This window comes from Butyrivibrio sp. WCE2006 (assembly GCF_000701985.1).
Classification (GTDB): Bacteria; Bacillota; Clostridia; order Lachnospirales; family Lachnospiraceae; genus Butyrivibrio.
In genome coordinates this window covers 14,892-30,456 of record NZ_JNKH01000022.1, presented here as the reverse complement: position 1 = coordinate 30,456, position 15,565 = coordinate 14,892, and the positions used below count along the sequence as shown (strand labels likewise).

The 15,565-nt window shown below is 40.3% G+C and carries 16 protein-coding genes and 1 riboswitch; of the genes, 7 read left to right on the top strand and 9 right to left on the bottom strand.

Features of this window, described 5'->3' with window-relative positions:
- Complete coding sequence (locus T501_RS13120; RefSeq protein WP_044915277.1) at positions 1-1,878, bottom strand: threonine--tRNA ligase; 1,878 nt, start codon at positions 1,876-1,878, stop codon at positions 1-3.
- 55 nt (positions 1,879-1,933) lie between these two features.
- Complete coding sequence (locus T501_RS13115; RefSeq protein WP_044915275.1) at positions 1,934-2,443, bottom strand: SEC-C metal-binding domain-containing protein; 510 nt, start codon at positions 2,441-2,443, stop codon at positions 1,934-1,936.
- A 196-nt stretch (positions 2,444-2,639) separates the two neighbouring features.
- Between T501_RS13115 and T501_RS13110 the strand changes: the two genes are divergently transcribed.
- Positions 2,640-3,530: a M23 family metallopeptidase gene (locus T501_RS13110; protein WP_044915274.1), complete on the top strand. Its 891-nt coding sequence runs from the start codon at positions 2,640-2,642 to the stop codon at positions 3,528-3,530.
- A gap of 30 nt (positions 3,531-3,560) precedes the next feature.
- Positions 3,561-3,974: a bactofilin family protein gene (locus T501_RS13105; protein WP_049945990.1), complete on the top strand. Its 414-nt coding sequence runs from the start codon at positions 3,561-3,563 to the stop codon at positions 3,972-3,974.
- 139 nt (positions 3,975-4,113) lie between these two features.
- Here T501_RS13105 and T501_RS13100 read toward each other — a convergent pair whose 3' ends face one another.
- Complete coding sequence (locus tag T501_RS13100; protein WP_026512145.1) at positions 4,114-4,404, bottom strand: YerC/YecD family TrpR-related protein; 291 nt, start codon at positions 4,402-4,404, stop codon at positions 4,114-4,116.
- Between the two features lie 290 nt (positions 4,405-4,694).
- On the opposite strand from T501_RS13100, the gene T501_RS13095 reads away from it, so the two are divergent.
- Both T501_RS13095 and T501_RS13090 read left to right on the top strand, forming a co-directional pair.
- Positions 4,695-4,895, top strand: a complete 201-nt coding sequence (locus T501_RS13095; RefSeq protein WP_022761586.1) for a cold-shock protein — start codon at positions 4,695-4,697, stop codon at positions 4,893-4,895.
- Between the two features lie 360 nt (positions 4,896-5,255).
- On the top strand, positions 5,256-7,052 hold the full coding sequence (locus T501_RS13090) for a methyl-accepting chemotaxis protein (protein ID WP_044915273.1): 1,797 nt from the start codon (positions 5,256-5,258) through the stop codon (positions 7,050-7,052).
- Positions 7,053-7,247: 195 nt separating this feature from the next.
- Here T501_RS13090 and hisA read toward each other — a convergent pair whose 3' ends face one another.
- The 4 genes from hisA to T501_RS21360 form a co-directional block, all read right to left on the bottom strand.
- Positions 7,248-8,027 (bottom strand): phosphoribosylformimino-5-aminoimidazole carboxamide ribotide isomerase, encoded by a 780-nt coding sequence (hisA, locus tag T501_RS13085; protein WP_044915272.1) that lies wholly within the window; start codon positions 8,025-8,027, stop codon positions 7,248-7,250.
- 240 nt (positions 8,028-8,267) lie between these two features.
- A complete protein-coding gene (gene dapB / locus T501_RS13080; protein WP_026512148.1) occupies positions 8,268-9,020 on the bottom strand; it encodes a 4-hydroxy-tetrahydrodipicolinate reductase in 753 nt (250 codons plus the stop codon).
- Between the two features lie 112 nt (positions 9,021-9,132).
- Entirely contained in the window at positions 9,133-10,017 is an 885-nt protein-coding gene (dapA, locus tag T501_RS13075; RefSeq protein WP_026512149.1) for a 4-hydroxy-tetrahydrodipicolinate synthase, read from the bottom strand.
- Between the two features lie 109 nt (positions 10,018-10,126).
- A riboswitch (Lysine riboswitch) is annotated at positions 10,127-10,299 on the bottom strand.
- 67 nt (positions 10,300-10,366) lie between these two features.
- On the bottom strand, positions 10,367-10,543 hold the full coding sequence (locus tag T501_RS21360) for a hypothetical protein (protein ID WP_155831576.1): 177 nt from the start codon (positions 10,541-10,543) through the stop codon (positions 10,367-10,369).
- 284 nt (positions 10,544-10,827) lie between these two features.
- On the opposite strand from T501_RS21360, the gene T501_RS13070 reads away from it, so the two are divergent.
- The 3 genes from T501_RS13070 (at position 10,828) to T501_RS13060 (ending at position 14,362) form a co-directional block, all read left to right on the top strand.
- Positions 10,828-11,511: an ABC transporter ATP-binding protein gene (locus T501_RS13070; protein WP_044915271.1), complete on the top strand. Its 684-nt coding sequence runs from the start codon at positions 10,828-10,830 to the stop codon at positions 11,509-11,511.
- Positions 11,512-11,609: 98 nt separating this feature from the next.
- A complete protein-coding gene (locus T501_RS13065; RefSeq protein ID WP_026512150.1) occupies positions 11,610-12,401 on the top strand; it encodes an ABC transporter permease subunit in 792 nt (263 codons plus the stop codon).
- A 149-nt stretch (positions 12,402-12,550) separates the two neighbouring features.
- Positions 12,551-14,362 (top strand): MATE family efflux transporter, encoded by a 1,812-nt coding sequence (locus tag T501_RS13060; RefSeq protein ID WP_044915270.1) that lies wholly within the window; start codon positions 12,551-12,553, stop codon positions 14,360-14,362.
- Between the two features lie 74 nt (positions 14,363-14,436).
- Here T501_RS13060 and T501_RS13055 read toward each other — a convergent pair whose 3' ends face one another.
- A complete protein-coding gene (locus T501_RS13055) occupies positions 14,437-14,901 on the bottom strand; it encodes a DUF3021 family protein (protein WP_026512152.1) in 465 nt (154 codons plus the stop codon).
- Positions 14,902-15,342 (bottom strand): LytTR family DNA-binding domain-containing protein, encoded by a 441-nt coding sequence (locus T501_RS13050; protein WP_044915269.1) that lies wholly within the window; start codon positions 15,340-15,342, stop codon positions 14,902-14,904.
- Positions 15,343-15,565: the final 223 nt, after the last annotated feature.

Below are 15,565 nucleotides of genomic sequence, written 5' to 3'. Positions count from 1 at the left end.
TTATTCAACACTGTCAATAAGTTCAAGTGTATGCTCAGCATTCATCTTCTTGCACATCTCAACAAACTTATCAAGAGGTACATTCTGAATCTGCTTATTAGAGCCACGCACATTGATAGAAACTGTATTCTCAGCTGCTTCCTTATCTCCAAGTACAATGATGTAGGGATCCTTGAAGTTCTTGAACTTCTTGATCTTCTCCTTCATGTTGTTGTCAGAGTAATCAGCCTCAACATCAATTCCGTTCTCGTAGAGAAGGTCTGCTACCTTCTTAGCATATTCGTTGTGCTCAACACGGATCGGCACAATACCAACCTGATAAGGGCTGAGCCAGAACGGGAATGCACCCTTGAAGTTCTCGATGATAATACCGATGAATCTCTCAAGTGAACCGTAGATAGCTCTGTGTATAACAACAGGCATCTCAAGGCTTCCGTCCTGAGCCTGATATGTAAGACCAAAGTTATGAGGAAGCTGGTAGTCAAGCTGTACTGTACCGCACTGCCACTCTCTTCCAAGTGCATCCTTGATCTGAAGGTCGATCTTGGGGCCGTAGAAAGCGCCGTCGCCTTCGTTGATCTCATAGCCACCCTCGCCATACTTCTTATCGAGAATGCTCTTAATAGCAGCCTCTGCTCTGTTCCAAACCTCAATATCACCCATGAAATCATCAGGGCGTGTTGAGAACTCAGCTCTGTATGTAACACCGAATGTCTTGTAGATCTCATCAGCAATTGAGATGATATCTGCAATCTCATCCTGAATCTGTGACTCCATTACGAATGTATGGTCATCATCCTGTCTGAACTCCTGAACACGGAAAAGACCGTTCATCTGTCCGGACTTCTCTTTTCTGTGAAGTACATCGTACTCACTGTAACGAATAGGAAGCTCTTTATAAGAATGAACTGTTCTCTTGTAAGTCATCATAGCGTTAGGACAGTTCATAGGCTTAGCACCCATTGTATCAAGTGCTTCTCTGTTGTAGATAACAGAGCCTCTCTCGATCTTAACGGGAGCCTTAGCTGCATCCTCTTCCATGCCATCTGCAACGTCCGGAATAGTTGTGTCAGCCTGAACGTGTCCTGCAATTCCGGGTACGATAAACATGTTGTTGATGTAGTGAGCCCAGTGTCCACTGATAAGCCAAAGCTTTTTATTGTCAATAAGAGGTGCTGCGATCTCGGTATATCCATGTCTCTCCTGAATGTCTCTTGAGAACTTAAGGAGCTTCTGGTACATCTTCCATCCTCTGGGAAGCCAGTAAGGCATACCGGGTGCTGTCTCATCAAACATGAAAAGATCAAGCTGTGCACCAATCTTTTTATGATCACGCTCCAAAGCTTCCTGGATCATCTTAAGATGTGCCTTGAGCTCATCCTTTGAAGGGAAAGCGTACAGATAGATTCTTGTCATGGAATCTCTCTTCTCGTCTCCTCTCCAATATGCTCCGGAAACTGCTTTTATTTTATATGAAACATTCATCAGCTCCTGAGAATTCTCGATGTGAGGTCCTCTGCAGAGGTCGATGAAATCATCACCTGTGTTATATGTGGTGATAACCTCGCCATCAGGAAGATCATTAATAAGCTCTGTCTTAAACTTCTGATCCTTGAAGATCTCAAGAGCCTCCTCCTTAGAAACCTCTTTTCTTGTCCAGTCTTCTCTTCTCTTGATGATCTCGCGCATCTTATCTTCGATAGTCTTGAAATCATCCTCTGTTACAGCCTTGGGCAAAACAAAATCATAGTAGCAACCGTCTGCCACCTGCGGACCAATTGCGTACTGAGTCTCCTTACCGTAAATCTCGATTACGGCTTTTGCCAGGATGTGTGCCAATGAATGGCGATACACTTCTTTAAATTCTTCTTTTGTCATTTTATCCTCTTTCTGCCATACCAACCGGGTACAGCTATATTTTGATCAGTCTCTCTTAGAATTTGCCTTTACCGTGGCACTTTTTGTACTTCTTACCACTTCCACACGGACAGGGATCGTTAGGATAAACCTTGTTCTCCTTGCGAACTGTCTGAGAAGCCTTCTGTTCCTTGTAGAGCTCCTTCTGCTTCTCCTCAGAGAAGATATCATTCCACTCTTCAAGACCATAGAGCCAGTCAGCACCTGCAGCTACCATGTTCTTGTAAAGAAGTTCCTTGTCGAAACCAAGCTGAACCTCTGTGTCCTCTTCCATCTCTTCGATAGGATTCTGCTCCTTAAGTGAATCATTGATTCCATCAAGGAAACCTGTCATTGTCATTACATCAATGCTATATTTGTCAGCCAGTTCCTTAACTGTGCCCTTAACTACCTCATCAGGATTCTTAAGAAGGATCGAGTAGATTTCCTTTTCCTTCTGAAAATAATCTGTCCAAAGTTTCTGCAGCTGAGCTTTATCAGCTTTCTCTGAATAAGCCATATCACGCCACTGTTGTAATAATGCCATAATGTAACCTCACTTCCAATAATTAGTATTTCTATATGCACATGATTCTCATGTCGCAATCCATCATATTATATTATCTTTTTAGGTTAATGTAAATTGTAGATACAATAAACTCTAACTCCTTGTACTTCACAGTAAATTCTTTTCTAATCTGCTTAATTGTGATATCATTATTACGATTTAAACGGGGGTTCTTATGGCAGACATTAATAAACCTAAAAAACACAGACATAAAAGGCATTATACTTTTATGATAATATCAGGAGATTCCGATGGAAGCAGCGGAAGTATCCATCTTGGCCATATTGCCACACAGGTGCTGGCATTTTCTATTTTTGCCGTGTTTGTAGCACTAGTCTGTTTTCTTGTAAATTCAGCAATCACAGTTTCATCATTAAAAAAATATACAGCGGAGCAGAATGCCAGAATACTTGAGCTTGATGAGGAAAACAAGACTCTTACCAAATCCAATTCCGAACTGCAGAATGAAGTCACTCAGCTTAGTCAGGCGCTCAATCAGAAGGTTGAAGCAGAGGCTCAAAGCGCAGCAGAGGCTGAGCAGCTGAGTATTCCCTCACAGCTTCCTATTTCAGGTACTGCATCCATGATCAGCACATATGATGATCCCGGATCCTCTGAGATTGCTATAGCCGGCATTATAGATGCAGATGGAAATGCTATTGATCAGTCAGAAAATGCAGAAAACAATGACGAAAACGGTGAAGAAAATGCTGAGAACACAGAAGAAAATACCGACGAAGCCACAGAACCTGTCGATGTTTCAACTTTAGATCCTATTCTTCTTCTGACAACCGAGGAAGGTTCTACAATCATTGCTTCAGGTGCAGGAACCGTAACTTCTGTAGCCGGAGATATTAAATACGGCAACAGTGTGACCATTGATCACGGAAATGGCTATATTTCAATTTACAGAAATTCCGGTGAAAGCCTTGTTCACGAAGGTGACACCGTCGTTAAAGGAGCTACACTGTTTGTAGTCGGAAGTGATAATACCAAGCTTGGATATCAGATCAAAAAAGACGGGGTTTTCATTAACCCTGAAGAACTTGTTCAGATAAATGGATGATTAAAATAATGTGCTTAGAGGAGGAGTAAGATGGCACTATTTAATAATGCAAAAGATGGAACACTTGATGTTTCCGCAGAACCAATAACATCTTTCATCGCTGCAGGGGCAATTGTGGATGGTCCCTTTACCGCCAAGGAGAGTACCAGAGTAGACGGTACGATAAACGGAAATGTATCCGTCAACGGTTCACTCATAGTTGGTCAGGAAGGAAAAATCACAGGCGCAGTTTCCGCCACTAATCTTTTTCTGGCAGGTGAAATACAGGGCAATGTAAGTGCTGGCACCGGAAAAGTTGAGATCAGTGACACAGGCAAGCTTATAGGTGATCTTACAGCAAAAACTCTTGTAATTGATGAAAATGCAGTTTTCCAGGGACAATGTAATATGACAGCTGAAAAAACCTCTGCTGAAACTGCAAAAGAACGAGCTGCTGCAAACTAATTGTATTTCAGTTTTTTGTACGTCAAAATCCCCATGATTGTAATCACATTACCAATCATGGGGTTCTTTTTATCAGTTAAATATATCAACTAAATGTTCTCTAAAAAATTCTAAGAAAAATTATGGATCGCACTAAAAATCAGCTTTCCTTCATTCTCTGGAAAACCAGAGCGTATCCATCATCTCCATAATTCAAAGAACGATTCACTCTGCTTATAGTGGCAGTTGATGCTCCTGTCTTCTCTGCTATTTCAAGGTATGTCTTATGCTTTCTGAGCATTGCTGCTACTTCAAATCTCTGAGAAAGTGACATCAATTCATTAACCGTACACAAATCCTCAAAAAAGCTATAGCACTCCTCTTTATTATCAAGTGACAGAATCGCTTCAAATAAATGATCCACCGCTTCTGTACGAATTTTTTTGTTCATGTATCCCTCCACTACTCAATTGAGTTATAATCAACCAAGTATCCAAATTAACTTAATTTCGTCAATTTACTTTACTGCTTGCATATTTTAACACACTAAACAATTAAAGTAAAGTAACAGGGACCTTCATTTAGATGAATTGTGAATTAATTCGCGAATATTTTAATAATTTCTTTACTTTTAAGTTTCCTTATGATATGCTAACTATGTTGTTTTAATACAACATATCGTCAATAGAAGTACTCATTTGACGATTAGAACTATTTTTTATTTTTTAGTGGAGGTAAGCTATGAACAAGGGTACAGTTAAGTGGTTCAACAACCAGAAGGGTTACGGCTTCATTTCTGATGAGGCAGGCAATGATGTATTCGTACATTATTCAGGACTCAACATGGAGGGCTTCAAGTCTCTCGACGAAGGCGCTGCAGTTGATTACGATGTAATCCAGGGCGAAAAAGGACCTCAGGCCGTTAACGTAAACAAGCTTTGATTAACGGACAATCATTTTAATCAAGACTACAATGTGCCTTATTCTTTATATATAGAATCAGCAAGTGTACAAATGATTAATCACTTAACCCATCCGGAAACGGATGGGTTTTCTGATATAAAAAAACTGACCAGATCCGCAGAACACTCCCATTTCTTTGCGAGGATCTGACCAACACAATTCCCCTTTTCCGAAGGAAAACAAAAGCCTGTCAAATATTGAAAATTATCAAAAATCAACACGTAAAAAATTCGAATAGTGCACAACTTATTTACCAAAATTTTATACTTAATTAATTGTTATACCAAACACGTTTTGCTAAGCTGAATGTGTGTCATAATTTCTTATGGAGGTGTAACAATGCAAAAACGAACAGGTTCTTTATTGTATGCTCTAATCGGTGTCATAGCAGGTGCAGTTATCCTGACCGGCATCATCATTGAGTTATTCACAATTAACAGTACAATCGCAACCACCAAGGAACAGACTGCTGCTTATAGAGAAAGACTTATGCAGGATCAGCAATCTGAGCTTAGAAACCAGGTTCAAAATGTTGTAAGTCTTGTTGAACAGGTAGATAAAGCGCACCTTGCAGGTGCTTTTTCAGAAGAAGACGCAAAGAGAATCGCTGCTGATTATGTTCGTGAACTTCGTTTCATGGACGGCGACGGATATTTCTGGGTTGATACTTCAGATGGTACAAACGTGGTTCTTCTTGGCCGCGATACAGAAGGTACTAACCGTCTTGAACAGCACGATCCTAATGGCGTATACATGATAAAAGATTTCATTGCTAACGCAAAGGCAGGCGGCGGATTTTCATATTTCAGTTTCGCGAAACCGAACGAAACCGAGCCCCTTCCCAAGATGGGTTACACAATGCTGTATGAGCCCTTTGATTGGGTTATTGGTACAGGTGTCTGGATTGATCACATTGACAGTCTTGAAGCGGTATACAAAGAACACGCTGATGAAGCCCTCAGGAACTCTATTATTAAATCCCTCATCGTTCTTGTAGTTCTTATTATATGCGGGATTATAGTAGCCTTCTACATTGGTAAGAAAATCACTACTCCTATCGTGCTTGTAGCTAAAGAAATGGAGCACATGGCAAACAGCGACTTCAGTGACAATGCCGATATGAAGAAGGTTAGACCTCTTAAGAAAACTAATAACGAAATTGGCCTTATTTCCGATGCTCTCGATCTTCTTCACTCAAATATCAGAGAGCTGATGGCTAAGATTTCTGACACTACCGCTTATGTTGCATCCGCATCTGAGGAACTTTCAGCAAGTGCTTCCCAGTCAGCTGAAGCAAGTGAAATGGTTGCAAACTCCTGCACAAACGTTGCAAACTCCTGCAGCGGCCAGATTACAGCTGTATCAGGTGCAAGTGATGAAACTCAGGCATTTGTAAATAATATGCAGGAATTCCAGGATGCAATTGTAGCTTCCAGCGAAATGATACAGGCAACCAACGAAGCAGCAACAAAGGGCGCTTCTGACATGAATCGTGCAACAACCATGATGGAAACCATCAAAGATTCTGTTGAAAATACAGCTACCATGGTTGAAGGACTGGGCGACAAGCTTAAAAATATTGATTCCTTCGTTGATACTATCGCTGAAATCGCAAGTCAGACCAATCTCCTTTCTCTAAATGCCAGCATTGAAGCTGCCCGTGCAGGAGAAATGGGTAAAGGATTTGCAGTTGTAGCAAGTGAGATCAGCAAACTGGCTGATCAGTCAAATGAAGCTGCAAACAATATCACAGTTCTTATTGAAGACATAATGAAGAGCTCTGAAGAAGCAGTTGACTCCATGAAAGACGGTGCACAGAGCGTTCTTGAAGGCTCTGAAGTCGTTAATGAGGCCGGTAATACCTTCAATGAAATTGTTAACAAGGTTCATTCCGTTTCCGAGCAGAGTGCTCGCATGAGCGAAATTGTTGACCAGCTATCCGGCGGTACAGAGACAATTGCTAATAACATTCAGAAGATTGAAGAAATGAGCGTAAGTGTTGCAGATGAGACTCAGAATGTATCTGCAGCATCCCAGCAGCAGACAGCTTCCACCCATGAGGTTGCAGAAGCTTCCGATCGTCTTGCTGAAAACGCACAGGAACTTCAGGAATTTGTAGCCAGGTTCTCACTATAAGAGAACATACTCCATAGAAAGCTCAAATTATAGCCCCCGAAATGTATAGATTCCCGTTTTTCTAAGGAAAAACAGGAATCTATACATTTCGGGGGCGTAATTTTGCGTTCAATTGCTATAGTAAGCGCCAAATATTTCTGCTGATTACTTTAGAGCGCCTTCGGATGATTGCAGGTTTTATAAGAAAACATGCCTCTACTCTAATTCATTTACTATTTCATCTATAGAAATCGTACCGCCAAATATATCCAATGCGCTGCCAACTGTCACATCCAGCTTTCCCATGCCGCATCTCTTAAGTTCTTCTATATCCTGAAGGTTATGCACTCCTCCGGCGTAGGTCATTGGTATCTTTCCCCAGTTTCCAAGTAACCCTGCAAGCTCATTTTCGATTCCTGACTGTTTGCCTTCAACATCAACCGCATGAACAAGAAATTCATCACAGTAGGATGAAAACTCATCAAGAATGTCTGCATTCACTTCTACTTCTGTCATCTTCTGCCATCTGTCTGTAACAATGTAATATTTCCCATCCTCAGTACTTTTACGGCAGCTAAGATCCAGCACCAGATGTTCTTTTCCGGTCTCACTAACAAGTTTCCTCAGATTTTCATAATTCACTTTTCCATCTTTAAAAACATAGCTCGTCACAATCACATGTGAAGCTCCTGCAGCTAAATACTGCGCAGCATTTTCAGCAGTTACACCGCCACCAACCTGAAGACATCCCGGAGTCTGTCTAAGAGCCATATAAGCCTGATTTACCGATGCTTCATAGTAGGGACTATCATTTGCATTAAGGATAATAATATGCCCTCCATAAAGCCCCTTATCCTTATACATTTTTGCATAAAATGCAGCGTCCTGAGTAGCCACGAAATTCTCTGCAGCAACATCACCGGCATCACGCAGACTACTTCCTACTATCTGTTTAACCTGTCCATTATGTATATCTATACACGGCCTGAATCTCATATTTACCTCTTTTATGTCTTACACTAAAAATGCTCCAGCACTAAGCATGGAGCATTTTAATAATTCATTATATGATATACGAATTGCTCCGTTTCTTCGAAACTCTTGCAATTCTACAAATATTCGGAAACCGCTAATTTACTGCGTAAATTGCTAATTCCTCATATTTGTTCGGGTCATAAAGTCAAAATGCTTAACATGCAAGCATGTACGCATTTTTGACTTTTGACACCTATATCATTATATTACATCACTCATGTCGTACATTCCTGCTTCTTTTCCTGCAAGGAACTTAGCGGCTTCAATTGCGCCCTTTGCGAAAACTGATCTTGAATATGCTCTGTGAGAAAGAGTTATAACCTCATCCATTCCGGCAAAGATAACATCATGATCACCTACAATCGTGCCACCGCGAACAGCTGAAATTCCGATTTCCTTCTTAGGACGCTTCATACGTCTGTCACTTCTGTCATAAACGTACTCACATTTTTCAGATAATGATTCGTTTACGCTGTCAGCAAGTGCAAGAGCTGTTCCGCTGGGCGCGTCCAGCTTTTGATTGTGGTGCTTCTCAACTATTTCTATATCGAAGCCTGCCGCATCCAGTACAGGAGAAATCTCCTTTAATACCTTCATAAGCATGTTTATTCCAACTGACATATTTGCTGACTTAAGGATTGCAGTCTTCTCAGATGCCTTATTAACCTCTTCAAGCTGCTCCTTAGACAATCCTGTGGTACATAATACAACAGGGAGTTTTTTTTCAGCACAGGCCTTAAGAAGCCCGTCAATAGCTGATGCATTAGAAAAATCAATAACCACATCTGCATCTACATCGCATTTATCAATTGAATCGAATACGGGAAAACTGTAATTATTCTCGCCGTAAGCGTCAATTCCTGCCACTATTTCTATATTGTCATCATTTGCTGCAAGGTCAACAATAACATGCCCCATTCGGCCGTTACAGCCGTGCATTATCGCTTTTGTCATTCCCATTCTCCTTTATTCTTTCATCTGCGTCCAAGAATACACCGGCACATTTACCAAAATAGCTAAGTCACTATTTCCGAATCATGGAATTCTCTTATCGCTAAATTTCTAATTACATACCAAGAAATTTCTTAAGCTCTCTCTCAAGTACCACTCTGTTCTCCTCTGTGATAGTTGTAAGAGGAAGACGAAGCGGACCTGCCTTGAAGCCTATCATCTCAAGAGCTGCCTTTACAGGAATAGGATTAACCTCTGAGAAGAGCGCATCTATAAGAGGAAGTGCCTCAAGCTGTATCTTAGCTGCACCCTTGAAATCGCCATCAAGTGCCTTCTGGCACATCTCATGTGTCTTAGCAGGAGCTACGTTTGAAAGGACTGAAATTACTCCAAGTCCTCCAAGAGACATGATTGGAACAACAAGACCATCCTCACCTGAGTAAAGATCAACTGCTCCATCAGCAAGCTGCATCATCTTGGTGGTCTGAGCAAGATTGCCCACAGCATCCTTAATTCCAACAATGTTATCAACCTCTTTGCAGAGCTTAACTACAGTAGCAGGCTGAATATTGCAGCCTGTACGACTAGGCACATTGTAAAGAATGATCGGAACATCAACTGCCTTGGCAATAGCTGTAAAATGCTGAACAAGACCATCCTGAGTTGCCTTGTTATAGTATGGAGTTACTGAAAGAATACCATCAGCGCCTGCCTTAGCAGCATCAACAGACAGATCAATAGCCGTTTTTGTGCAATTTGATCCGGCACCGGCAATTACAGGAACTCTCTTATTTACATAATCAATGCAGAATCTTGAAACCTCCATGTGCTCTTCTTCGGTCATGGTAGCACTTTCACCTGTCGTTCCGCATACAATAATGGCATCTGTTCCATTATCAATCTGGAAATCGATCAGTCTCTTGAACTCATCATAATTGACCGATCCATCCTCATAAAATGGTGTAGCAATAGCAACACCTGCACCCTTAAAAACTGCCATAATATTTCTCCTCAATATTATTTATAAAAAACTTTTACTAACTTTGCTCAAATAAAGAAGCTAACTCATCACTCGGAGAGTTAGCTTCACAAAATCGCCATTGATTCTATTAGCTGATAGCTCCCCATCTTGCGATGACAGTCATGCAATTATTCACTGCATGCCCAGGTACAAGCCTCACAGGATGGCTCATCCTTCGGCGTATTGTCCTTTCCGAATCCCTCTCCTGCGCCTGTCGCATCAGAATCCGTACTGATAGAATACGCAACCTCTATCTAAATCTTATAAAAGAATAGCACTAGTACACTAAAGTGTCAACGTGATAAATCAACACTAACTTTCACTGCACTTATTTCATTCCCTCCCAAAATCTATCGTGCTCAGTGAATCTTACGGTATCATCCTCAGAAATCTCAGCCTTTGGCTTCTTTTCCTTGGTCCCTGTCTGTTCCATCTGAAGTTCATCCTCTGAAGGGGAATTGTACAAACCTTTGTGTTCCCCGAAAATCTTATCTATAATAGCCATGACAGTTACCTCCTAAAAATAGATTCTTTACTACATCTCTTCTTATAGATAATCATTCTCTCTACTCTGTTTTCTTATCCTAATTATACCAAAATCGCAGCTAAAAAGGAATAAATCTACTGTTTTATTCAGGATAAAAGTGAAACATAGCGGTAAATAAGTGCACCTTGCAGGGACAGCTATTGTTCCTGCTTTTGTTATTTGGTATTTGTAAGATAAGAGAAATGTGTAGTTCTTCATACTTAGTAAAAATGATGGCTTGTCGAAAAAAGGAGACGACGTTTATGAAAAATGTAGTTGAAATTCAAAATCTCACAAAAAGCTACGGCAAAAACAGGGGGGTTATCGATGTTTCCCTGACTATAGAGGAAGGTGATATATTCGGATTTATTGGTCCAAACGGAGCGGGTAAATCCACCACTATAAGGTCTATGCTGGGTTTTCTTAAGATAAATAGCGGAAGCATAAAAATTCTTGAAATGGACAGCGTCAAAGATCATGAAAAGATTCTTGAAAATGTGGGATATATGCCCTCTGAGAGTTGGTTCTACACCTCAATGAAGGTGAAGGATGTCATAAAGTATGCTGCAGATGTCAGAAAAATGGACTGTAGCGCAGAAGCTGAGAAATTATGTGAGAGACTAAAGGTTGATGTGAACAAACGGATAAAAGAACTGTCTTATGGAAATCGTAAGAAAGTCAGCATAGTTTGCGCCATGCAGCACAGACCCAGGCTTTTCATTTTTGATGAACCGACAGGCGGCCTTGATCCGCTTATGCAAAGGACGTTTTTTAATCTCATTGATGAATATGTAAATGAAGGTGCAACCTGCCTCTTATCAACTCACGTGCTATCTGAAGTGAATAAATATTGCAGACATGGAGCAATCATGCGGGAGGGAAGGTTATCAATGCTGGATTCTGTGCTGATTGACGAGGATGAATTTATCAGATTCTATGAGGAATGAACTGTCATGACGAAGTCATGATTTGGAATGGTTCCGACCGATATGTCAGGATTACGGAATAAACGTACTAATTACATATTTTACAAGGAGTGAATATTATGAGAACAATTTTATTAAGAGAAATAAAACTGAATTTTAAAAGCTTTCTTATATGGTCATTATCAGTAGGGCTCATGGGGCTTGCCTGCATACTTCTTTATCAGAGTATGGAAGGTGATATGAAGGATATGGCGGATATGTTTTCCAATATGGGAGCCTTTTCCGACGCATTTGGCATGAGCACACTTAGCATAGCTACTTTGAAGGGATATTTTGCCACAGAGGTTGGTACTGTCCATGGACTTGGAGGTGCCATGTTCGCTGCGATTCTGGCAATTGATATATTGTCAAAAGAAGAGGACAAGCATACAGGAGAATTTCTGTTTTCACTTCCTGTATCAAGAAGCAAAGTAGTCGCCGCAAAGGGAATATGCGTGGCAGTACTGCTGGTACTTTTTACAATTATCTGCGCATTATTCTATGTTGCAGGATTTGTCTATCTGAAAGAAGAACTGCCTCTTAAGGAATTCACCTCCTTTATGCTCAGACAGCTTCTAATGAATATTGAAATTGCTGCCCTCTGTTTTGGAATATCAGCGGTTTCAGGAAAAAGTAAAATGGGCATGGGACTTGGAATTGCACTTGTTTTCTATGTATATGATCTGATAGGACGCGTGGTTCCTGACCTTAAGGATTATCTTTTTATAGGGCCCTATGCATATGCTAATGCTTCTGAAATTTTCTCAGGAGTAGAGACCGATGCTATGGCATTTGTGACAGCAGTTATGGTGATACTTTGCGCCACCATTTTTGCATTCATATTTTATGATAAAAGAGATCTGGCAAGCTGAATTAATTAGCGGCAGTTCCCTCATAAAAATTCCAACCGGGAATTTTATGATAATTTAATAAACAGCATAGCGAAAATATTGGATAATTATATACAAGATAGTGATTACTTAACCGTAGCTGTTTTCGTGGATTATCCTGGAGGGAATACATGCATCATAACAGAAGCAGTTTCTCAGTTGATGGAGATAATAAAAAACAGGTTTTATCGGATCGCGAGCTATTAACCGGGCTGTTTTTTCGCCTGCTGCCCTACCAGATCCTTCTTATAGTTATCAATGCCATAAATGGTATAGTGGATACCCTCTATGCCAGCAATGTTTTGGGCAAATCTGCCATGATTGCAATTGGACTATATGCGCCAATTACTCATTTTCTATATGCAGCCAGCATTATGTTGGTTGGAGGCTCGCAGATTCTCTATGGAAGATACATAGCAGTAAAAAGAGAATCAGTAAACAGTGTATTTACAATCGATATTATTCTGTCTGTTATTTTGTCGATTGTAACATCTTTGATTATAATTATTACTGCAGTCACAGGAGCAACGCGGATTGTTGTTGACACTGAGCCCGATCTTTCAATGTTTAACCTGTACCTTATCGGGCAGTCTATAGGAATTCCGGCACTGGTTCTGGGACAGCAGCTCTTTGCATTTTTATCTTTGGAAAATCAGTCAAAAAGAACTATGATTGCAAGTATATCCTGCTTTGTTATGAATGCTATCCTTAACCACTTGTTTGTAGTAATTTTGCCCATTGGGATTTTTGGGCTGGCATTAAGTACATCCCTTTCATACTGGACATTTTTACTGATTCAGGCCCAGTATTATTTTGCAGGAAAATCAGAGTGGAGATTCGATTTCAAAATCTGTAACTGGCAAGATGGAAAAGATATCGCCCGTCTCGGGGTGCCCGGTGCCATTTCCCGTTTAGTTGAGACCCTCCGCTGTGTTATTGTAAATTACCTGATTATTGCTTATGTAGGAACAGTAGGGATTTCATCCTTTGCTGCTTCTAACTCTGTTATGGCTATTTTCTGGCCGGTTGTCTTTGGAATGATGGCGGTTTCAAGAATGCTGTACAGCATTAGCGTGGGTGAAAAAGACAGAAGGTCTCTGATCGACACCATGTATATCAGTACTGTAAAGGGTATGTTGGTAATCTTCGCAGTCATAGCGTTTATTGTACTTTTTGCAAAGCCGCTTACCTTCTTATTCTATCAGGATCCTCAGGATCCGGTATTTGGAATGACTGTTATGGGCTTAAGACTTCTGCCATTCTGCATGATTCTTTCTCTTGTATGCACGCAATTTACCTGCTACGCACAGACAATTGAACGAAAAAACCTGGCGGTAGTTCTCCCTACAACAGATGGAATGATCGGAGTTGTATGCTGGAGCCTTATTTTAATCCCATTATTTAAAATGAATGGCTTATACATAGCCAATATTTTAAATGGTGTAATTTGCACCGCAATTATTGTGATTGCTGCCTGCATTTGTTTAAAGAGATTCCCCCGTAACTTAGAGGATCTCATGGCTATCCCGGAAGACTTTGGCGCCGGTGATTCAGACAGACTTGATATAACTGTTCACGACATGGATGAAGTTGTCAGTATTTCAGAGAAAATTGTGGATTTTTGTAAGGATCATGGAATTGATCAGAGAAGATCCTTCCTTGCAGGACTTAGTATGGAAGAGATGGCAGGAAATGTGGTAGCACATGGCTTTACCAAGGATAACAAAAAACATTCCATCGATTTAAGAGTGGTTTGTGACGATAAAGAGATAATTCTCAGATGCCGTGACAACTGCAGAGCTTTTAATCCCTCGGATCGATATAAAGTCAATGAACAGGACGAAGTCGGTAAAAATGTTGGAATAAGACTTGTTTATAAAATAGCAAAAGAAGTTTCCTATCAGAACCTCTTAGGATTAAATGTATTGACCATAAAAATATAAGTATTACAAGTCAAAGAGAGCTGTTTCCTGTCAGCATGATCTGTTCCATATGGCGGAGCATAAATATACCGCTATTATTTGTTTTTGTGCTCCGACTGGAAAAGGCGAAGATCCTCGTTCAGGCGTTTATCATCGATTGTTCTCTTGGATTTATAAATCAGGAAGACGCACAAATACACTATGATAATGTAGGCGGCAAATAATGCTGTAACCAGAAGGCTTTTGTCAAACCATGAAAACAGGTATGAAGTAATGCAATAAATGGCCGTACAAATTGCCGTTCCTATGCAGACTTTAGCGCCAAATTCATCAGCTTCATCAAAATTCCATAGCATATAAACCTGCAAATATCCTATGATGTAGCAGGTAAAAATCATCTCCGTCATATGGAGAATATCCGCAACGAAACTTCCACCGATCATACGATATACACAATAGAAAAACAGTATCGCAAAGAAATACAGACACGCCTTGAATTCAATACCAATCTCTTTTGTAAGATAAAGCTCCCACAGGGTAACTCTGTTTTTATCTTTCATTTATCTGTCCCCCTTAAGTATTCTTCGAAACTCTACAGCATATCGCCTTGATATCAAAATATGCTCGCCGCCCTCCATAATTGCATCAATACGGTTTGATGACATACTTTTAAGAGCTTTGACCTTTGCAATATTGATTACCATAGACTTACTGCACCTGAAAAAGTTATCGTCCGTTACGCTATTCAAAAATGAATACAAAGAACCATCAATTTTTATAACCTTATCCATGGTATATGCAAAAACCTTATCATCTACCGTCTCAAGGTACAGCACATCCGATAGCTTAACGCTCTCGCTTCCAAGATCCGTTCTCCCCCACAATCTGCTATCTTCCCTTCCGAGTATTTCAATAATCCGGCTTACAATGGGGTTAGGCTCTTTATAGCGTATGGTAAGGCTCTCTTCACCATTTATTATCTTTTGAATATCAATTTTCATTTGTTCCCCTGTATTCTCGTTTTCCTCATACCTTTGTCTAGATAAATTATGTAATATTAAAGGTAAAATACCAAGCAGTAAGACATCTTTACATGATAGCTTCAACACTATATTTCTTCTTACCGATGATACACAACTTTGCCCTGTTTCTCCGGATTTCTCGCGATTCATTCATTAATTAGATTATAACGCATAGCTATTTATAATTGGGTAATTAAATGGC